The sequence below is a fragment of the Epilithonimonas bovis DSM 19482 genome (assembly GCF_900108115.1).
GTDB lineage: Bacteria > Bacteroidota > Bacteroidia > Flavobacteriales > Weeksellaceae > Epilithonimonas > Epilithonimonas bovis.
The window spans coordinates 36,258-56,777 of record NZ_FTPU01000012.1; the positions used below are offsets into that span (position 1 = coordinate 36,258).

Here is a 20,520-nt window from a genome sequence, read left to right on the forward strand (position 1 = left end):
AGGACTCTACTTAGCAATTCTAAACGTTTTATATTGTAATGTCATTAGAAAGAGCCATTCAATTAATCAAAACTCCAAATCCGTTTCTTCCTTTGGCAGATTAATGATTTTCTCAATGGGATAGATAAACATGTCATCAAAATCATTGAGGGCATTGATGAGCTGAAAATGGCTAAATTCCTTGATATTATCAAGGCTGATGTCAGCTTCTTTTATTTTCTTTTTAGCTAGAAGATGCTGGCGCATCACACCATTTAGAAGGTAATTCTTGGGTGTATACCACTTTTTGTCTTTTAGAAAAAGCAGGTTGGAAAATGATGTATCAGTGACTTGGTTTTCTCTAATAATGATAATCTCATCAGCCAAGCTTTTTGATTTAAGATTTTGAAACACAGTACGATCCGCATATTTAAACTGATAATCCAAATCATTGTTAACAACGAGCTCAAAACTTTCAAACTCCATAAAAGCATAAGGAAAAATCTGAGTTTTACAGTTATTATCCAGATCATACTCTATCCGGAATTTAAAAAGCCCATCCTCATCATGTTCCAAAGACAGGTATAGGCTCCTGATATCAATAGTGCACGCTTTCCCAAAATAGGAAAATGTGTCATTCATGCGCTTCTGATGCATCTCAGCCAAAAAAAGCTTCTGATCTTCTACTTTGATACTTTCAATAAATCGGGACATAGATTTTGTTTTTCAATTCCTCATACTCGCTTATTAGATCACTCTTGTGGGTAATGCCCCCGCCGCTTTTGAAATAGAGTTTGTGCCCCCTTTTTTCTATAAAGCGTATCATAACGCAGGAATCCAGATTTTGGCCGTCAAAATAGCCTGCAATCCCTGTGTAAAAACCTCTTTGATAGTTCTCTGCCTGCCGGATTATTTCTAATGTTTTGGCCTTCGGAGCTCCTAAAATAGAGCCAGCCGGTAATAATTTCTTAAGAACCGTTCCAATTTTTGGCCTGAATTCTGGTTTGATCTCTCCTTCTATCTCAGAACTCATTGCCAGCAGGTTTTTCTGCTGAGAGCGGATGTAATCAATACGATGGAAATCCTTCACTTTTACATCATCTGCCACCATACTAAGGTCATTTCGCAAAAGATCAACCACCGTGTAATGCTCTGCAAGTTCTTTAGGATTACTTTTCAGGACATTCTCTGCATCATCCTTACTAGCATCAATGGTGCCCTTCATAGGATGGGTAAAGATATGATTATCATTAATTTCCACAAAAGTCTCCGGGGAGAAAAATACAAATTCATCCGGAACCATCACCTTATATTTAGCTTTTGAAAACCTGAAAATTTGCCCGAGATCAAGGCTTGTCTGCAGTTCGGATTCCATCGTGTAATTAGCAAGGTAGGAATTACCTTTCATCAGATTGTCTTTAACAAAATCAAATCCTTTCTGATAAGTATGGATGTCCTGAGGAATGCTTTGCCAACTAAAATCCGGGATTGGAGCTGGCTGATAATCAACATTTTTGATCCGAGGAAAGTCGATCAATATCTTTTGATTTTCAATATCGCTCCGACTGTAAATTCGGACCTCATCCATCAAAAAACTGATCAGAAAAAAGAAAGCTTCTTTTTGACCAGAGAGTTTGTCCATTTGTTGAAATCCTGGATGCTGAGACATACAGCAAAAATAGATAAAAGAGCGATTGGTTATCGATATTAACAAGATTTAATAAACAAAATTGTAAAGCGATTAATCATCGCCAGTCGCCGAGGAAAACTGTTTCCAGGTAGAGTCCATTTAATTATGCATTTACTTTTATCTGTTAAAGATTATTATTAATGGCATCATTGGTTTTATCAACTCCGAAACTGACAAAAACACCTACAAAAACAAATGTATTTACCGGTGGTACTAGCGCGCTTCTCAAGTGGCCGTCTGCCGAATAATTGTAGCCATATATGTTTTTGTTTCCGAGGATATTATTGACACTCAATACAAAAACCGTAGATGCTTTTGAGTCTTTTTTGCCGATACCCGGCAGATAATTGACACTGAAATTGAGAGCATTGTAATCTCTGAGTTTCCCCTCATGACGAACAAAATTGCCATCATTAGCTGTTGCTATATCATAATATGGGCGACCTTTAGAATAAGTGTATGAGAGATTGAACCCTGTTTTCCAATCCATAACGAATTTTTTCATCACAGCATTCAGAGTATGTTTTGAGGCAAAATTAGGTGTTAGACTAAAAGGATAGTTTAAGAAATCTCTTCTGGTATCCAAATATGAATAAGTCAGCCAGTAATCGATTGATCTAATGGTTCTTGTATCCCGCCAGAACAGTTCTAATCCTTTTGCATAACCAGCACCAGCATTAGAGTCCGCCACCTGATAATACTGGTTGTTGGCAGAAGCTGAAGCGCCGGGTAATGTTTTGGTTTTTATCAACCTGTCGTAATTTTTATAGAATGCTTCAAACCGTAGTTGCCGTCCGTTCTTATTTTTCTGAATCTGGAACACATAATGATCAGCTCTCTGAAAATCGAAATTTTTACTGTAAAGATATTGGCTTTCCGGGTTCTGATAAAAGATCCCGTACGCAAAAGACGCTGTAAAACCGTTGGAAATCCTATATGCCAATGCTGCCCTCGGTGCCATATTCCACCGTTCCAGGAATGAGGAGTGCTCTGCCCTAGCACCCAGTTTTGCAGTAAGGTTATTTGTAAAAATAAGATCAGTCTCTGCGAAAACAGCTGTGTTTAGATTTTTATAATCCCTATCAAAATGACCAAATTGCCTATTTTCGTCTGCGTTATTTAATTCAAAACCGGCCCGCACGATGCTTCGTTTGTTCAGCTTCCTTTCTGCAACCGCTTTGGCATTGATATAATTAGATCTGGTGTTTATTGGCATTTTTGAAATCTCATTATTATCAATAATTGTTCTGATATCCAGATTATTAACATTGTAGGTGTAAGATCCGCCCAAATTGATCAGGTATTTCCCCAATTTTTCTCTGTATGACAGGTTATGATACATATTTCGGCCAGTAAGATCAACCTGATTAATAGCATCTTCTGTATCAAGACTTTCTGAGTTAACCCGCATTTTATTTTCATCTATACTCCCATAATATTTGATGAAACCGCCTTTTTTTGTTTTAATCCGGAAGTTTCCGTCAAATCCGTAACCCTGCGGGAATTTATCAAAATCTGTGTTGAAACTGAACAATTTCCCCATCAGCCCCAAATTAGAATATGCTCCGGAAAAGCCCCAGGATGCCGTCTTTTCCTGATTGAGTTTTTGATAATTGGCACTTAGAAAAATCGGAGAAACACCGAAATCAAACGATGTTGTCTCTGGCAAATCCACACTTTCCAAAATCAAAACTGAAGACAGCGCCTGCCCATAGAGCGCAGAATAACCGCCCGTGGAAAAAATATTGCCTTTAAAAAGCGAAGTATTAAAACGGTCTCTGCCTGCAATCCCCGGAACCGAGTTGGTAAAGTAATTATTGACCATATTACCATCCATAAAGATTTTGGTTTCGGCGCCGGTACCGCCTCTCACAAAAAGGCCTTCGCTCTCTCCCACTTTCTGCACGCCCGGCAAGAAACCTAATGTAGACGTGATCTGTGCGTTGGCTCCGGCAGTGGTATAGATATCTATAGGTGTCAGTAATGTGGTCGCACGTTTTTTATCGCTGGCTTCTATGCTTCCGGCAGAGATTACCACCGCATTGATTTCGCAAATCTGTTCCTTCATGGTGGTATTAATTGTTATGTTTGTACCATCGATCTTAACAGGCATGCTGACCTCATCATAATTTTTCCCAGAAAAAACCAAAATCTGATCGCCCGTTTCCGATGACGGGAAAGAATAAATACCGTTGGCATCTGTAGTTGCACCATCATAGGTATCTTTGAGAGTTACACTGATATCCTTAACCGGTTTATTTTTATAGGTTACTTTCCCTGAAATGATAGTTTGAGTAAAGGCATTTAAACTAATAATGAGCAGTAATAAAGTGTAAAGTTTGCTTCCAGTATTCATCGTTTTTTAAATTTGAAAACAAATATATTCCGGACAAATAAGCTATAAAATAATTGTTGACTGAATGGTAATAATCTGTGACCGAACAGTAGATGTTCCACGTAAAACAATTAAGAAGATATTGGCTCTAAATTTGCTACATCGCATGTAACAAATAAACAACTCATGAAAAATTTAATACTTATTGCATTAGCAGGCCTTTCTTTGGCCTCATGCAAAACTGTTTCTAAAAACTATATCATACGACCAAAATCCCATACAGAGACTCAAGGGACAGCAAAATTCACTCAAAAAAAAGGAACTGTTGAGATGGATCTCAGTGTTTTTAACCTGACGCCTGGCCTCCATGCGGTACATATCCACGAATTTGGAGACTGTAGTGCTACTGATGCATCTTCTGCAGGCGGGCACTGGAATCCTGAAAAAGATATGCACGGCAAATGGGATTCTGCCCACTTCCACATGGGTGATATAGGTAATCTGCAGGCAGATAAAAAAGGGGAAGCAAGACTTGTATTTTCTACGGATAAATGGTGCCTGGGATGTGATGACCCTTCAAAAAATATCATCGGAAAAGCGGTTGTTATCCACTCCGGCGTAGATGATTTCCATACACAACCTACTGGTAATGCCGGCGGCAGAGTGGGATGTGTTGAGATAAAGTAAATTAGACGATTCTGATAATAGACAGACAATATTATCAGCAGGTTTATAATCTATTCTCCTTAAGAGGTTATATTTCAAAACTTTGGAAAGCATCAGTGATATGATGGATTTCCAAAGTTTTTTGTTTATTAGGAAGTACTGATATTATATCAAAACGTACTTCTTTCTCAATATTATTTTCTTCTAAATAATAACTGGCAGCAGAGATTAACAGTCTGATTTTCTTCTTGTTAACTGCTTCCTGAGGCTCCAGAAAAGTATCTGTATTTCTGGCCTTGACTTCTACAATGATAATTTGATTGTCAAACTCTGCGATAATATCAACTTCGGCCTTCAGATAACGGAAATTACGAGCCAAAATCTTATATTGATTTCTTACTAAAAAATCAACTGCCAAATCTTCTGCAATTTTTCCAAAGTCGTTATGTTCAGCCATTTTATTATTGGTTAATGATTTAAAACTTGATTTCCACCTTATCAGAAACTTTGATTTTAACTTCTGCGCCAATAATCAAAGGTCTGTTATCATAAATGTGCCCGTTTGGAAAGGCGAAAACTGTAGGAAAATTATATTGGGCAACACGTTCCGTAATCAGTTGATAGGCAAATGGATCGTAAGGCTCTTCGTAAGCCTTATTGTCAGCTTCTTTACCCATATTGGTCATTCCACCGACTATCAGTCCCTTTATTTTTTTGAAAACACCAGCCAACTCAAGGCTCATCAGCATCCTGTCCAAAGCGTAAAAATTCTCCCCAATTTCTTCTATAAAAAGAATTGTATCTTTAAAATCAAATGAATAAGGCGTTCCTAAAAGTGCATACAAAAGTGCCAAATTACCTCCTACCAAAACGCCGAAAGCCTCTCCTACTCTATTGTTCTTATCCGATGCAATTTCATAATTGAGCTGTTTGCCCTTTAAAATATCGAAAATCAATTCGTAGCTCTTTTCCGATACGCCCAGGCTTGAGGTTTTTACACTTTGCCCATGGATAGACGCAAAACCTTTTTTAAAGAGAAAACTTTGTAAAACTGTCACGTCAGAATAACCAATCAGCCATTTGGGCTGCTTTTTAAATTGATTAAGATCGATGTGCTGAAGCAATTGCTGACAGCCATATCCGCCTCTTGAGGTCCAGATTGCAGCAATATCTTTATCATTTAGGGCCCAATTAAGATCATCCAGGCGTTGTTTCTCTGTTCCGGCGTAAGAATACCCGTTCTGATAATTAGCGTACAAATTATCGCCTAATACAGGCTCATACCCTTTTTCTTTGATTAATTCTAAAGTTGTTTCCAATTGCGCGGCTACCACAGAGCCAGCCGGCGAGATAATGGCTATTTTGTCGCCACTTTTAAGTGAATTGGGGAAAGTCATATTTTGCATCTGTGTTTGATTATGTCGCAATGCAAAGTTCGCAAAGATTTTTCTTATTAAAGAAACTATTTTACCCTGAAGCTGCGCCCCGACTTATCTCAACTTATTGTTTATTTAATTTGAATCGATGAACCACTCCGTTAGGTTTGAGTGGACTCTTCAAGAGCCTCAGACTGACAAAGCGGGAACCCTTTGACAAGCTCAGGATAAATTACAGGCGGATAAAGGCGCCCAAATCTTACTTGATCTTTGGTTGTTGTTTTTCGGCTCTTTCCAGCTTTTCCTCGAAACTGTTAAACTTTTTGAAGCTTTGCAGGAAGATAAATATGCTGAAAAGAACGAGTATGCAACCCACACCTGTTCTTATTTTATTGGCTACTCTCTGGTTGAGTTTGTCATGAAACTGTTTTGCCAAAAGAATCTTTGAAAGATCTATTAACAGATAGGTGCCAATCACAATGCCTATGTATAAAACAAAATCCTGTGGCAGCGGGTACGCATTCCTTACAGAAACGACTGTTACCAGCCAAAACAGGACTACACCAATATTAAGCAGGTTGAGCAAAAAACCATTGAGGTAAGTCTTGAAATAGTTTTGATTGATTAACCTTTCTTCGCCGTCCATATGCATTTTGGTCTTGGAAATCAGCATATAAAGTGCATAAATAAAAATCAGGAAAGCCGAAATCTTATAGAAACCGGGATGTTTATCGATCAGGCTTACAAGATCGGCACTGGCATAATAGCTGACGACAATGCAGAGAATATCAGCAGAAACCACGCCCAAGTCCAAAGCAATGGCATGGCGCGGTCCGCGGGAAAAACTGGTTTCTATCAGCAGGAAAAATATGGGGCCTATAAAGACCAGGCTTAGCATAATTCCCAGACCGACAGCGTATAAAATAAGTTCGAGCATTATTGTTTTTTGTAAAAAGTATAATGTTTGAGAAAGGCAAAAGTACATTTTCCTTTTAACATGAGAGAATTATACTAGTCAACAATCCTAAAATCCAACTGTTTTGCGATAAGATTAGCTTTTACGACCTTGATTTTGACCTCATCTCCCAGCTGGAACGTTCTGCCGGTTTTTGCCCCAACAATAGCATAATTTTTTGCATCCAGATTATAAGAATCATCTACCAGATCGCGAAGCTTAATCATGCCTTCTGCCCCATTCTCAGGAATCTCAACCCAAAAACCATATTCTGCAACACCGGAGATGACACCAGTAAAAAACTCGCCAATATGTTTCTCCATAAACTTCACCTGCATAAACTTGATCGAATCCCGCTCAGCATCTGCAGCCAGGCGTTCCATCGCAGAACAGTGTTTGGCCTTCTCTTCTACTTCTTCTCTGTTTGGCGACTTGCCACCATCCAGATAGTGTTGTAATAATCGGTGGGCAATCAAATCCGGGTAGCGGCGTATAGGTGATGTAAAGTGGGAATAGTAATCAAATCCAAGCCCATAATGCCCGATAGGGTCAGTAGAATAAATGGCTTTACTCATACTGCGCATAGCCAGGGTCTCGATCATATTCTCTTCGCCTTTCCCTTTGACATCAGTCAATAACTGATTAAGAGATTCGGCGACTTTTTTGCTGTTGGCCAAGTCCATTTTATATCCGAATGTATGCACAAATTCCTGAAGTGACTTTAATTTAGCAGGATCCGGATCATCATGGATCCGATAGATAAAGGTATTGCCGGTAGGTTCTTTTCTCTTGTTAAGAGATACAAATTCTGACACTTTTTTGTTGGCGAGGAGCATAAATTCTTCTATCAAATGGTTAGAATCTTTGCTGACTTTAAAATAAACGCCAATTGGATTATGATCTTCATCAAGATTAAATCTTACTTCGCTCCTGTCAAAGGTTATCGCACCATTTCTGATCCGCTCTGACCGAAGAATCTTTGCCAATTGATCCAGCTGAAGAATTTCGCGGGTCAGGTCACCTTCTTTGGTTTCTATCCTTTCCTGTGCTTCTTCGTAACTGAATCTCCTGTCTGAATGGATCACTGTCCTGCCAAACCACTGTTTATGGATCTTAGCATTATCATCCAGCTCAAAAACGGCAGAAAATGTGAGTTTATCCTCGTTTGGTCGCAAAGAGCAGACATCATTACTTAAAACTTCGGGCAACATAGGAACCACTCTATCTACAAGATAAACCGAAGTTGCCCTTGCATAAGCTTCATCATCCAGGATTGTTCCCGGTTTTACGTAATGCGATACATCCGCAATGTGAACGCCAATCTGCCAGTGTCCGTTTTCCAACTGTTGGATAGATAAAGCATCATCAAAATCTTTGGCATCTTTTGGATCAATCGTGAAGGTGCATATATCACGCATATCCCAGCGTTTTGCCACTTCGTCCGCATGAATACTTCTGTCTATCTTATCCGCATCGTGTTCTACTTCCGGAGGGAAACTGTATGGCAAGCCATATTCGGCAAGGATAGAATGGATCTCGGTTTCGTGCTCGCCCGGTGCTCCAAGGACTTCGATAATTTCACCTTCCGGATTCTTGCTCCCCGGCCGCCATTCTTTCATTTTAACAATGACTTTATCCCCGTCCTGGGCATTATTGAAATGGTTTTTCGAAATAAACATATCGGTGTTCATTGACTTTTTATCAAAAACGACAAAGCCGAAATCTTTATGTTCGATTTTCTGGAAAATCCCAACAAAAGTGTCTTTTGCGCGTTCCAGGACTTCAACCACAGAACCTTCCAGTTTTTTTCCTTTAAAATTATAGGTTACCAACAACACTTTATCGCCCTGCAGAGCATCCTTTACATTTTTCTGATGCACAAAAATATCATCATCAATACCTTCTACATCCACGTAAGCATTACCAGACTGATTAAAATCGATAATACCGGTTAATGTTCCTTCTATATTAAGATTGATAATATATTTGCCTTTTTCTGTTTCTTTGATTTTCTGATTGGCCAACAGCCTGTGAAGCGCCTGTATTACAAGCTCTCTCTGCCTTGGGTTTTTATAGTCTATACCATCTGCAATCTGTTTATAATTATAGATCTTGGATGTTTTCTCATTCATAAAACGAAGAATTTTTCTCCCGAGATCCAGAAGTTTCTGTTCGTTTTTATGACTTGTATGTTTATTGTTTTTCATATAAATTCTTTGTTAATGTTGCATCTCAGTGAAAACAACTTCTGTAAAATGTTAAATTTGAATAAAGATAAAATAAATAGGGGAGTTGTGGAAACCTTCGGTTAATTTTTGGTTTCCTGAGAAAGAACTTTCTCTGTGAAATGCGGTGCAAAGATACAATTTTATTAATAAGCTCAAATTTTCACCTAATTTCAAATAAAAAGAACTTACAAATTGTAAGTTCTTTTTATCTAGCAAAAGGCTATTTTGTCAACTCTGTTCTGATGTCTTCCGCCTTCAAAACTGGTGGTAAGAAATTGCTCAACGATCTCAATTGCCAGTTCTTTTGCAATAAACCTAGCAGGCAAAGCAATCATATTAGCATCGTTGTGTTGTCTTGCCAAAGCAGCAATCTCCGGCATCCAACACAATGCACATCTTATTTTCTGATGTTTGTTGGCCGTGATAGAAACACCTTCGCCACTGCCGCAAATGAGGATTCCGAATTCATTTTCGCCGTTTTCTACAGAACTGGCAGCCGGATGTACAAAATCAGGATAATCTACGGAATCGGTAGAGTAGGTGCCAAAATCCTTTATTTCGTATTGTTTTTCCAGGTGTTTTTTTAAGATTTCTTTGTATTCGTAACCGGCATGATCCGCGGCAATTGCAATCTTTAGCATTTTATCTTTTTTTATTTATTTATTTCAGCATAAAATTAACACATATTTTATAAACGGACACATTATATTGTAATATAATTAAAGCAGATAAATTATAATAACTCACTATCAATCAATAATATCAAAATCTCTCACCTAAAATTTTTTATTCATCTGTTAAAGATTGACAATATATTGTTAAATAGTGTTAGAAAACCTGTGGATAACTTTGGCGAAATAAAGCTTTTAGGAAACCTCTAAATTTTGTAATGCACTTTTTTCTAATTGGATTTAACAGAAATTTCGAAAAACTTTTATCGCACATTCTACGGTTTTATCCGCATCAATGTTTTAAATATTAGTAAGGAATATAATTTATACACATTTGTTGATAACATTGATAAATATTTAATTTACAATAACTTAATACTGTTAGCAACCTAACAGTTATTATCCAATTGATGTGGTAAAATATTATCTTTCTTTTTTTCCGCAAACTAGCCTCTACAACAATATACTACAATCTTATTTTTTTAATTAAAAGAAAAAAAGATGTTTATGATTGTAAAATAAGTTTGTGGATTTTTTTTGAGAATAAAATTTTTGAAAGGCGGGAATTAAGTTTAAATTTGTGAAACAATGTAAGCAGAATAAAAAGCTGTCTCTTGTCAATTTTAAAATAATATTTGAATGAAAACAATAAAGGATTTCGACTTTAAAAACAAAAAAGCTCTTGTAAGGGTAGACTTCAACGTGCCTCAGGACGAGAATCTCAATGTTACAGATAACACAAGAATCACCGCGGTGAAACCTACTGTAGATAAAATCTTAAAAGATGGCGGCTCTGTAATTCTTATGACCCACCTGGGAAGACCAAAAGGTGAAGTAAGTGATAAGTTTTCCCTTAAGCATATTCTGGGTGAAGTTTCCAAGGTTCTGGGGCAGGATGTCAAGTTTGTAGATGATTGTGTAGGAGAGAAGGCTGAAGAAGCGGCTAGAGAACTCAAACCCGGAGAAATTTTGTTGTTGGAGAATCTTCGTTTTCATCCAGAAGAAGAGAAGGGTGATGAGAATTTTGCTAAACAGTTAGCCAAATTAGGCGATGCCTACGTGAATGATGCTTTTGGGACCGCACACAGAGCTCATGCGTCCACAGCCGTAATTGCCCAGTTTTTTCCTTCTACTAAATTTTTCGGTTTACTGATGGAGAAGGAATTAATCGCCATTGATAAAGTTCTAAAATCTGGTGAAAAACCAGTTACAGCAATACTTGGTGGTTCTAAGGTTTCTACAAAAATTACGATTATAGAAAATATTCTTCCGGCAATCGATAACCTGATTATTGGTGGCGGAATGTCATTTACTTTTATTAAAGCACTTGGCGGTAAAATCGGAAAATCTATAGTAGAAGACGATAAGCTAACGCTTGCGCTGGAGATTCTTGAAAAAGCAAAAGAGCATAAGGTGGAAGTTTATTTACCGACAGATGTAGTGATTGCTGATGATTTTAATAATGAAGCAGAGCGCAAAATTGCTGATATTACCGAAATTCCGGAAGAATGGCAAGGTTTGGACGCTGGCCCTAAGTCTAGAGAAATCTTCAACGATGTGTTGCTGAATTCTAAAACTATATTGTGGAATGGCCCAATCGGCGTTTTCGAAATGCCAAATTTTGCTGCCGGGACTAAGGCCTTGGGCGACAGCATTGCAGAAGCTACGAAGTTAGGAGCTTTCTCACTTGTTGGAGGTGGCGACAGTGTTGCATTTGTAAAGCAGTTTGGTTATTCTGATAAAGTGAGCTATGTCTCTACCGGAGGAGGCGCAATGCTGGAAAGTCTGGAAGGATTAGAACTTCCGGGCGTTGCTGCAATTAATAAATAAGAATTAATTTTCTGATAAATAATAAAAACCGACAAATCTTGTCGGTTTTTATTTTGCCTATACTTGGCTGATTATAAAAATATTTTTTCTAAGCGATTCTCAGCGATTGTATTTGAAACTTTTGAAAATCCCTAATATTTATAAATTTTGAGTTTATTAACAAATTTTGCACAAAATGCATAAAAATCGGCTTTCATAAATAGGTCAAAAATCGATTTTCTATTTTTTTTCGATAATGTATATCAAACTGGAAAATTCGGAGTTAAAAAGAGCTTTTATGTTAGAAATCGATCCGTGAATGACTGCTTTTAACCAAAAAAGAGGTGATTTTTTATATTTTTCACTCAGCATTGAGATATAGAAGGAGTCGAGTAGGAGAGGTTTGATTTTTCTTAATTTCCAATCTGGATTTTTTGAAATCAGGTTTTCCATGCCGTTTTTTGAAAAATGCCAGATGTGTCTTGGTACATCATATGCAGCCCAAAATTCTTTGTAATGTTTTGCATCGTGTGATGTTGGATTAGGAACTGCAATAATCAGCAATCCTTTTTCTTTTAATTTATCATGAAAAATTGTGAGCATTTCTGTTTGGTTTTCGATATGTTCAAAAACATGCCAAAGCGTGATTGCATCCAAACTTCCATTTTCAATTGATTTAATATCATCAACAATTTTAGTTTTTTCTGTCTTTTTGATTGCTGCATTTCTGGCATCAAAATTAGGTTCAAACCCAAAAGTATGAAAATCGTTTTCTATATATTTTACAAATTCTCCTGCACCGCAACCATAATCCAAAACATTAGCACCTTTTTTAACTCTGTCAACAAGAATATTTTTTTTGTATTGAAGATTAAAAGACTGTAAGAATTTATAAATTTTTTCTTTTAAACTCCCCGAATCTTGGTGGTGCGAAATATAATTTTCACTCTCATAATATTTGGAAAGATTAGAAGGAACCGGATCCGTTTTGAAAACTCCTTTTGTTTCTGTTTCTTTTATTTCAAATATCTCCTGAGTTAGAAAATGGTCTTTAATTTTCATAAGGTATTGTGTACATTATTATGCACAATGTTCTCCATAATTTTCACATTGTACTTGATATGTTCCACGTGGAACATTAATGATTATCTTCCTAAATAAACCAGTAATACATTGATATCTGCGGGTGAAACACCACTGATTCTACCTGCCTGAGCAATGGTTTTTGGTTGTATTTTAGTCATTTTTTGCTTAGCTTCTGTGGAAAGGGAAGATATTTTTGTGTAATCAAAATCTTCAGGAATTCTGATGGTTTCTAATCTGTTGAGTTTAGCAACATTTTCCTTTTCTTTCTCTATATAACCTTTGTATTTGATATTGATTTCTGCCTGTTCTCTTACTTCATTATCATATACAGAAGTGATTTCTTTTATAGTTTCTATCGCTTCTAATTTTTCCAGGGTCATATTAGGCCTTGTTAAGATTTGAGCAGCTCTGTAAGCCTGATCAACAGGAGAGGAGTCGATTGATTCTAGAATTGGATTGATACTTCCAGGTTTAAGTGAAGTCTCCTTAAGATACATTTCTAACTGTTCGCTTTTGGCTATTTTTTCTTCAACTTTTCTGAGTCTGTCTTCTTTTGCTAAACCCAGATGATAAGATTTTTCTGTTAATCTGATATCGGCATTATCCTGTCGTAAAAGCAGTCTGTATTCTGCTCTGGAAGTGAACATCCTGTAGGGTTCTTCGGTACCTTTTGTTATTAAGTCATCGATTAAAACCCCGATATAAGCTTCATCACGATTGAGGATGAATTCCCCCTTATCGTGCACTTTGTTATGTGCATTAATTCCGGCAATTAAACCTTGTCCTGCTGCTTCTTCGTAGCCGGTTGTCCCGTTGATTTGACCCGCAAAATAGAGGTTTTCAACCAGTTTTGTCTCTAAGGTATGGTTCAGTTGGGTAGGAGGGAAGTAATCGTATTCTATGGCATAGCCAGGGCGGAATACCTTTACGTTTTCAAAACCTGGGATATGTTTCATTGCCTTGATTTGGATGTCTTCTGGAAGGGAAGAACTGAAACCGTTGACATAGATCTCTACAGTTCTCCATCCTTCCGGTTCTACGAATAACTGATGTCTATTTCTCTCTGCAAATCGGTTGATTTTATCTTCTATACTAGGACAATATCTTGGCCCTGTACTTTGTATTGTGCCATTGAACATAGGGCTTCTGTCAAAACCAGAACGCAGGATATCGTGAACCGTTTCATTGGTGTAAACAATCTGGCAGCTTAATTGTTTGTTTAATTTTGGAGTATCTAAGTAACTGAATTTCTGCGGATTTTCATCACCTTTTTGCTCTTCCATTTTGGAATAATCAAGGCTTCTTCCGTCTACGCGGGGTGGTGTTCCTGTCTTCATCCTTCCGGCTTCAAAGCCTAGTGAAACCAATTGTTCTGTAATGCCAAAAGCTCTGGGTTCACCCATTCTCCCGCCACCTAATTGCTTGTCACCTACGTGAATCAGGCCATTAAGAAAAGTACCGTTGGTAAGTACTACAGATTTTGATTTGATTTTGATGCCTAAGGATGTTATAACACCAACGACTTTATTGTTTTCTACAATAAGGCTCTTTACCATATCCTGGAAAAAGTCAAGGTTTGGTGTATTTTCTAAGGCCAAGCGCCATTCTTCCGCAAACAGCATCCTGTCATTTTGTGTTCTCGGAGACCACATTGCAGGCCCTTTGGAAAGATTGAGCATTTTGAATTGAATTGCGGATTTATCTGCCACAATACCAGAGTAACCGCCCATAGCGTCGATTTCTCTTACAATTTGCCCTTTCGCAATACCACCCATAGCCGGATTACAGCTCATTTGACCGATGGTTTGCATATTCATTGTAACAAGGAGCGTTTTAGAGCCTAAGTTGGCAGCGGCAGCGGCAGCTTCGCAACCTGCATGCCCTGCACCAACTACAATTACGTCGTATATTTCTGAAATCATTTTCTTAAAATTTCACAAATGTTCCACGTGGAACATTTGCCATAGATTGTATATTACATCTGAAAATCGGAGAATTTTGCTAAATAGAATTCTTCCTTCTCACGCATTTCTCTTGCATCTGCCTCGGATTTATCTTTGTATCCGCACAGGTGAAGTACACCATGGGCCAGAACCCGCCTGAATTCTCTCTCAAAATCCTGAGAAAGCAAATCAGCATTTTCTAAAATGCGCGGCAAAGATACGAAAATATCTCCCGAGATTGTTTTGCCCTTTACATAATCAAATGTGATAACATCTGTATAGTAATCGTGATCCAAGTAATCCTGATTAACTTTTAATAAATAGTCATCATCGCAAAAAATATAACTGATATCACCGGGTTTTTTATCCTCAGTAATAATGAGATTTTCTAACCAGGCTGTAATGTCAGGATGGATGTTCCGTGTGTCTATATTTTCGAAAAAGTAATTAATCATCTTATTAAAACCAGTGTCCTAAAACAACACTGAAAATGCCTTTATGTTTGTTAAGTGAATGACTGAAGTTAAGTTTTATCTGCCCAAAAGGGGATTTGTAACCTGCGGTAATGCCAAGTGAACTGTAATTAAGGCCGACAGCATCTTCAAATTTTATTGAGCTGAAAAGATTGGCTATGCTGAAATTACCCGTTATAAAATAGTTTTTGTTAAATCTAAACTGAAAATCATTGGAAGCTAAGAAGACATTATTATCATTCAGTGATCCGAACTGATAACCCATAAAACTTTTGAAATTGCCGAGTGGTTGCTCAAAAATCCCTCCGATCCTGTATTGGTAAAACGTAGGGGAAATGTCACCGATTGTGATACCACCATACAGATTAAGGCGGTATGTGAAAAGCTTGGATACATAGAAGTTCATACGGATGTCAGCTTTTACTAACACAGGTTTTTTATCCAAATCTGCATTAAAAGGATCTATAATTTTACCTTCAGCATTCAGATAAAAACCTTTTGTAGGAAAATATTTATCATCTTGGTTATCGCTTTTTACAAAAACGTAAGGATTCAGGAATTTATCTACATGTACATCTGTACCATTTTTATCGCTTTCAAAATAATCATGACTCAATCCACCACCTATAGCAAATTTTTCTTTCCACACAGATTGTATAAATGCTTCGTTCCTGAGCCATTTCCAGGACTCTGTAATGTTGTTATCCGTATTTTTTATATCTAAGGTCATCCCGGAAGAATAAAGACCAAATCCGGGGATATAGCCGTTATCAATAAAATAATTAAAATAATACCGTGGAGAGTCACCAATTACTACATCCAGTGATAAATTAGAGTTCCGGAAAAGTAGCCTTTTTGCGGAGTAGTTAAGTAATAATCCTGTTTTGAAGATCTCATCATAATGCAGTCCAAATTTTAGAAAATGCCGGGTGTCATCTTCGGTAACATAAAGCTTCAGATAATAGCTGTTGTGATCCTGTACAATATCGTAATTGATGAATTTATAATTATTGGTTGCATATAATTTATCAATCATCTTGTTAACGCTGCCATAAGTTTGCATAGAAGGTAACATCAAGCCCATCTTTCCGCGGATGTAATTAGATCCGTAGATTTTACCATTTTCAACTACAAGACTGTCGATTTTGTAAACATTAGAGTAGATGGGGTTGATGGCAGACCTCAATCGTTCAAACTTTCTTTTGGGTAATTCTTTAAGAATATCAGCATATTTTGCTGCTTCCACATAGCCACTGTCCAGGATACTTCGCTTATTATCATAGCTGGTGGCTGTCATACCGGTAAGGTTAGGTTTTATATTGATATCGGTATATCGGTATTGATTGATTGTTTCTTTTTTAATTCCAAAATCAATAATCTGATTCATGATGGCAATGACGCTGTTGAGATTATTGCGGTTGGCTAAGGGCTGATTGAGATCTACACCAATAACGATGTCTATACCTTTATCCTTTAACGGTTTGGACGGGTAGTTGACTGTCATGGCACCGTCTACATAGATACTGTCTCCAATTTTTACAGGCTCCAGCAGCGACGGGAAAGCAGAACTGGCCATTATCGAAGAAACGAGGTCACCTTTTTCAAAAATCTGCATATGCCCGCTTTCCAAATTGGTGGCAACACACAAAAATGGGATTGGAAGTTTGGAAAAATCATCAATATTAGAGACATTTTTCAACAGTTCTTTTAGCAGATACACATTCCGTTGGCCGGTACTAATGGAGGAGGGCAGCGTTATCCTGCCATCTTTTAGCGGAACTGTAAAAAGATACTTATCTACATTTTTATTAAAAAAAGAAGTCTCTTGGCGTGTTTTGGGATCGGTGATTAGCGAGTAAAAATCAGTTTCCATCACAATCTTTTCTATATCCTTGCCTGTATAACCGGCCGCATACAAGCCGCCTACAATAGCACCCATGCTGGTTCCTGATATATAATCTACTTTTACACCTAACGAATCCAAAACCTTCAAAACACCAACATGGGTAAATCCTTTGGCACCTCCACCGGACAAAGACAAGCCTATCTTGGGGTTTTTCGGTATCACGAGATTTTGCTTAACCTGTCCAAAAACGGTTAGGGAAAGTAAAAAACTGAAGGCGAAAAGAAGATTTTTGGTCATATTAGTTTTTTATGTAGATTCTTTTAACTCTGGGAGATATTGACGTCAGCACTTCATATACTATTGTATTACAATATTTTGCAAATTCTTCTAAGGTAGGTTTTTCATTGAAAACATTCACAGGATCGCCTTCTTTTGCATGGGTATTATTAACGTCAATCATCATCATATCCATACAAATGCTGCCAACAATTGGGCACAATTGGTCATCTATTCCCACTTTTCCTACCATATTCCCGATAGAACGAGGGATACCGTCAGCATAACCAACCGGGATCGTCGCAATCTTAACGTTGTGGTCAGGCTTGTACCGTCTGCTGTATCCTACAGATTCGCCGGCTTTTACTTCTGATATTTGAGAAATAACAGTCTTGAAACTTACCGAATTCTGCAGTTGTGCTTTTATATGCCTGTCGGGATTTTCGCCAATCATACCGATACCAATTCTTACCATATCATATTGATAATCAGTGTAATTAGTTATGCCGGAAGAGTTGAGGATATGTCGTATCGGTTTGTAGCCGAGTTTACTGATAAGATAGCTTGAATTCTTATCATAAACATGGAGTTGCTGCATGGTATAATCCTTTTCTTCCGGCATATCTGCAGATGATAAATGACTGAAAATACTCTGAACTTTTACATTCATCGTATTCAATTGATCAATTAATTCATCCAGTTCAAAATCTTTAAAACCAAGACGGTGCATCCCTGTTTCTAATTTGATATGAATAGGGTATTTCTGCTGATTGCCTGATCGGATCAATTGTTCATTGAACAGTTCCAATACTCTAATGCTGTAGATCTCGGGCTCCAGTTTGTACTCAATAATGCTGTCATAACTGTGCTGTTCCGGATTCATAACAATGATGGGTGTTGTAATGCCTTTTTTTCTCAATTCTACGCCTTCATCAGCAAATGCTACTCCCAAATAATCGATATGATGTAATTGTAGAAACTCGGAAATCTCATAACTTCCCAGACCGTAAGCATTCGCTTTTACCATGGCCATCATTTTGGTTTCCGGTTTAAGCAGCGATTTATGGAAATTAATATTATGCAAGATGGCATTCAGGTTAATTTCAAGAACAGTATCATGCTTTCTGAGCTCAAGCAGTTCCTTGATTTTTTCTACTTCAAATTTTCTGGCGCCTTTCAGCAAAATAATCTGGTTTTCGAGGATATCTACAGCATTACTTTCGATAAACTGGTCTGTTGTAGTAAAAGTTATAGTTTCTGCATCAAAGAGATCCTGGAAGGCACTGATGTTATCACCAATCAGAAAAATTTTATCAAACTTCTGCTCATTAACCAAATCCGCAACTTCTGTATAAAGTTCCTTTGCATTATGGCTGGAATCGATAAAGTCTGTAAGAATCAGCGATTTTTTTGGTTTGTTATATTCAGCAATGAATTGAAAAGCGATTTTTAACGAATCGAGATCCAGGTTATAAGAATCGTTGATAATCAGATTGTTTCTTACACCTTCTATACTTTCCAGGCGCATTTCTACAGCACGCAGGGCATCGATTTTTTCTTTGATCTGATCGTTCGAGAACATCAACTCTTTTAAAATCCCAATTAGTGCGAGAGCATTAGTGAGTGTGGCTTCGTCCCTTTGATAAATTGGAAGAGAAAATTCTTCATCAAAATACTTGATTCTGATGTCCTGCTTACGGTCGCTGATATCAGAAATTATCCGGATATCATTAATATCAGATAAACCGTAAGAGATTAATTTTTTACTTGAATAGAGCTTATTAATCTGATTGCCTGTCAATAGATTATCTCCATTGTAAAAAACAACTTCTGAATGTTTAAAAAGCTTCAGTTTTTCGTCAATTAGCTGTTCTTCCGACTGAAAATTGGCCGCGTGGGCAGAACCAATATGCGTAAGCAGGCCGATCCTGGGATGGAACACATCTTCCTGTTTATCCATCTCGCCGGGTTTGGAAATCCCTACTTCAAAGATGCCCAATTCATGCTTTTTATCAATCTGTAAAAGGGATAAAGGCAAACCAATTTGGGAATTAAAACTTTTTGGGCTCTTAACCGTAACAAACTCATTGGATAGACATTGGTAGAGCCATTCCTTCAGGATTGTTTTTCCGTTACTGCCTGTTATTCCTATCGAATTAATATCAGAATGCTCAAAATGATATTTGGCAAGCGTCTGCAAAAACTCAACAGAATTTTCTGTAATAATTTGAGTGACAGAAGTATTATCAATTTGATGTTCCGTAATGATGGTTGTAATTCCTTTTTCTATAGCGTTATCAATATACTTCTGGCCGGAGTTTTTTTTGGTACTTATTGCGAGAAATGCTGTATTTTTTGTAGAGTAAATCGTTCTGCTGTCAAAAGCAATATTCCTGATTTTGACCTCTCCGTTACCAACAATTCTTGAGTTGGTAATTTGTGCAATTTCTTTAGCTGCGTAATTCATTGAATGATAATAAATTAACTTATTGATTTATTGTTTTTATTAAGGACTTCATCTACAAAAACCCGTCGGCTCACCGCATCGTAAGCTTCGGTTTCGCCTAATTCCACCAACTCTTTTCCTGCAGAAGTCCGCATAGAGTAGTTGGCCAGGTTGCCAGTCCTTTTGCAAATAGCGTGTACTTTGGTAACATATTCTGCCGTTGCCATCAGGTTAGGCATCGGTCCAAATGGACGGCCTAAAAAATCCATATCCAACCCTGCAATAATAACCCTGACACCATTGTTGGCCAACTGATTAGCAACATCTACAATACTGTCATCAAAAAACTGTGCCTCATCGATAGCCACCACATCGCAGTCCGATCCCAGCAAAAGAATTTCGGAAGGGCTCTCAACAGCAGTACTCCTTATTTTGGTCTGGTTATGAGAAACCACATCGTCATCAGAATAGCGCGTATCCACTTTTGGTTTAAAGATTTCTACGTTTTGTCCGGCCATCTCGGCACGTCTCAACCTGCGGATAAGCTCTTCTGTCTTACCCGAAAACATAGATCCGCAGATCACCTCCATCCATCCGCTTTGCTTGGAATGATTAATTGTATTTTCTAAAAACATTATTTTAGCAAAAAAATAGGTTTAATAATTCTAACGATACATTTTCTGTCAGTTATTTTCCTCTAATTAAGAGAACAGTCTGCTGGCTACCGGAAAAAGATGTGGT

16 protein-coding genes are annotated in these 20,520 nt (G+C 37.5%); 2 read left to right on the plus strand and 14 right to left on the minus strand.

The features are described from left to right. Nucleotides 1-66: 66 nt before the first annotated feature. From B0B05_RS06780 to B0B05_RS06790, 3 genes are all read right to left on the minus strand, one after another. Nucleotides 67-693, minus strand: coding sequence for an aminotransferase class IV (locus tag B0B05_RS06780; protein WP_076782907.1), 627 nt, complete (start codon nt 691-693; stop codon nt 67-69). Further along, entirely contained in the window at nt 677-1,621 is a 945-nt protein-coding gene (locus B0B05_RS06785) for an aminodeoxychorismate synthase component I (RefSeq protein WP_084173901.1), read from the minus strand. Before B0B05_RS06785 ends, B0B05_RS06780 begins: the two co-directional genes overlap by 17 nt. 172 nt (nt 1,622-1,793) lie before the next feature. After that, a complete protein-coding gene (locus tag B0B05_RS06790; protein WP_084173900.1) occupies nt 1,794-4,025 on the minus strand; it encodes a TonB-dependent receptor in 2,232 nt (743 codons plus the stop codon). 165 nt (nt 4,026-4,190) lie between these two features. Between B0B05_RS06790 and B0B05_RS06795 the strand changes: the two genes are divergently transcribed. Further along, a complete protein-coding gene (locus B0B05_RS06795; RefSeq protein WP_076782909.1) occupies nt 4,191-4,691 on the plus strand; it encodes a superoxide dismutase family protein in 501 nt (166 codons plus the stop codon). A gap of 67 nt (nt 4,692-4,758) precedes the next feature. Here B0B05_RS06795 and B0B05_RS06800 read toward each other — a convergent pair whose 3' ends face one another. The 5 genes from B0B05_RS06800 to rpiB all read right to left on the minus strand — a co-directional run bounded on the left by B0B05_RS06800 (nt 4,759) and on the right by rpiB (nt 9,870). Beyond that, nucleotides 4,759-5,127 (minus strand): YraN family protein, encoded by a 369-nt coding sequence (locus tag B0B05_RS06800; protein ID WP_076782910.1) that lies wholly within the window; start codon nt 5,125-5,127, stop codon nt 4,759-4,761. 19 nt (nt 5,128-5,146) lie between these two features. Beyond that, nucleotides 5,147-6,076, minus strand: coding sequence for a S66 peptidase family protein (locus B0B05_RS06805; RefSeq protein WP_076782911.1), 930 nt, complete (start codon nt 6,074-6,076; stop codon nt 5,147-5,149). Nucleotides 6,077-6,305: 229 nt separating this feature from the next. Then, complete coding sequence (locus tag B0B05_RS06810) at nt 6,306-6,983, minus strand: LysE family translocator (RefSeq protein WP_076782912.1); 678 nt, start codon at nt 6,981-6,983, stop codon at nt 6,306-6,308. Between the two features lie 74 nt (nt 6,984-7,057). Then, complete coding sequence (rnr, locus tag B0B05_RS06815) at nt 7,058-9,208, minus strand: ribonuclease R (protein WP_076782913.1); 2,151 nt, start codon at nt 9,206-9,208, stop codon at nt 7,058-7,060. Nucleotides 9,209-9,438: 230 nt separating this feature from the next. Continuing rightward, the gene (rpiB, locus tag B0B05_RS06820; protein ID WP_076782914.1) at nt 9,439-9,870 is read right to left on the minus strand and encodes a ribose 5-phosphate isomerase B; all 432 of its coding nucleotides are present in this window, start codon (nt 9,868-9,870) and stop codon (nt 9,439-9,441) included. Nucleotides 9,871-10,539: 669 nt separating this feature from the next. Between rpiB and B0B05_RS06825 the strand changes: the two genes are divergently transcribed. Further along, a complete protein-coding gene (locus tag B0B05_RS06825) occupies nt 10,540-11,730 on the plus strand; it encodes a phosphoglycerate kinase (protein WP_076782915.1) in 1,191 nt (396 codons plus the stop codon). Nucleotides 11,731-11,949: 219 nt separating this feature from the next. Here the strand turns inward: B0B05_RS06825 and B0B05_RS06830 are convergent, their stop codons facing one another. The 6 genes from B0B05_RS06830 to B0B05_RS06855 form a co-directional block, all read right to left on the minus strand. Then, nucleotides 11,950-12,771, minus strand: coding sequence for a class I SAM-dependent methyltransferase (locus B0B05_RS06830; protein WP_076782916.1), 822 nt, complete (start codon nt 12,769-12,771; stop codon nt 11,950-11,952). A gap of 83 nt (nt 12,772-12,854) precedes the next feature. After that, nucleotides 12,855-14,717, minus strand: a complete 1,863-nt coding sequence (gene mnmG, locus B0B05_RS06835) for a tRNA uridine-5-carboxymethylaminomethyl(34) synthesis enzyme MnmG (protein WP_076782917.1) — start codon at nt 14,715-14,717, stop codon at nt 12,855-12,857. 53 nt (nt 14,718-14,770) lie between these two features. Next, complete coding sequence (gene ybeY / locus B0B05_RS06840) at nt 14,771-15,193, minus strand: rRNA maturation RNase YbeY (RefSeq protein WP_076782918.1); 423 nt, start codon at nt 15,191-15,193, stop codon at nt 14,771-14,773. 4 nt (nt 15,194-15,197) lie between these two features. Then, complete coding sequence (locus B0B05_RS06845; RefSeq protein ID WP_076782919.1) at nt 15,198-17,354, minus strand: patatin-like phospholipase family protein; 2,157 nt, start codon at nt 17,352-17,354, stop codon at nt 15,198-15,200. 1 nt (nt 17,355) lies between these two features. After that, complete coding sequence (locus tag B0B05_RS06850) at nt 17,356-19,800, minus strand: bifunctional UDP-N-acetylmuramoyl-tripeptide:D-alanyl-D-alanine ligase/alanine racemase (protein WP_076782920.1); 2,445 nt, start codon at nt 19,798-19,800, stop codon at nt 17,356-17,358. Nucleotides 19,801-19,814: 14 nt separating this feature from the next. Beyond that, nucleotides 19,815-20,414 carry a thymidine kinase gene (locus tag B0B05_RS06855; protein ID WP_076782921.1) on the minus strand — a complete coding sequence of 200 codons (600 nt, stop codon included), beginning with the start codon at nt 20,412-20,414 and terminating at the stop codon, nt 19,815-19,817. Nucleotides 20,415-20,520 lie beyond the last annotated feature (106 nt).

What these genes read in the sequence shown, in the direction of transcription:
- B0B05_RS06855 (WP_076782921.1), bottom strand. Translation starts at nt 20,414, where the DNA reads ATGTTTTTAGAAAATACAATTAATCATTCCAAGCAAAGCGGATGGATG.
- B0B05_RS06800 (WP_076782910.1), bottom strand. Translation starts at nt 5,127, where the DNA reads ATGGCTGAACATAACGACTTTGGAAAAATTGCAGAAGATTTGGCAGTT.
- mnmG (WP_076782917.1), bottom strand. Translation starts at nt 14,717, where the DNA reads ATGATTTCAGAAATATACGACGTAATTGTAGTTGGTGCAGGGCATGCA.
- B0B05_RS06810 (WP_076782912.1), bottom strand. Translation starts at nt 6,983, where the DNA reads ATGCTCGAACTTATTTTATACGCTGTCGGTCTGGGAATTATGCTAAGC.
- ybeY (WP_076782918.1), bottom strand. Translation starts at nt 15,193, where the DNA reads ATGATTAATTACTTTTTCGAAAATATAGACACACGGAACATCCATCCT.
- B0B05_RS06825 (WP_076782915.1), top strand. Translation starts at nt 10,540, where the DNA reads ATGAAAACAATAAAGGATTTCGACTTTAAAAACAAAAAAGCTCTTGTA.
- B0B05_RS06830 (WP_076782916.1), bottom strand. Translation starts at nt 12,771, where the DNA reads ATGAAAATTAAAGACCATTTTCTAACTCAGGAGATATTTGAAATAAAA.
- rnr (WP_076782913.1), bottom strand. Translation starts at nt 9,208, where the DNA reads ATGAAAAACAATAAACATACAAGTCATAAAAACGAACAGAAACTTCTG.
- B0B05_RS06850 (WP_076782920.1), bottom strand. Translation starts at nt 19,800, where the DNA reads ATGAATTACGCAGCTAAAGAAATTGCACAAATTACCAACTCAAGAATT.
- B0B05_RS06795 (WP_076782909.1), top strand. Translation starts at nt 4,191, where the DNA reads ATGAAAAATTTAATACTTATTGCATTAGCAGGCCTTTCTTTGGCCTCA.
- B0B05_RS06785 (WP_084173901.1), bottom strand. Translation starts at nt 1,621, where the DNA reads ATGGACAAACTCTCTGGTCAAAAAGAAGCTTTCTTTTTTCTGATCAGT.
- B0B05_RS06790 (WP_084173900.1), bottom strand. Translation starts at nt 4,025, where the DNA reads ATGAATACTGGAAGCAAACTTTACACTTTATTACTGCTCATTATTAGT.
- B0B05_RS06845 (WP_076782919.1), bottom strand. Translation starts at nt 17,354, where the DNA reads ATGACCAAAAATCTTCTTTTCGCCTTCAGTTTTTTACTTTCCCTAACC.
- B0B05_RS06805 (WP_076782911.1), bottom strand. Translation starts at nt 6,076, where the DNA reads ATGCAAAATATGACTTTCCCCAATTCACTTAAAAGTGGCGACAAAATA.
- B0B05_RS06780 (WP_076782907.1), bottom strand. Translation starts at nt 693, where the DNA reads ATGTCCCGATTTATTGAAAGTATCAAAGTAGAAGATCAGAAGCTTTTT.
- rpiB (WP_076782914.1), bottom strand. Translation starts at nt 9,870, where the DNA reads ATGCTAAAGATTGCAATTGCCGCGGATCATGCCGGTTACGAATACAAA.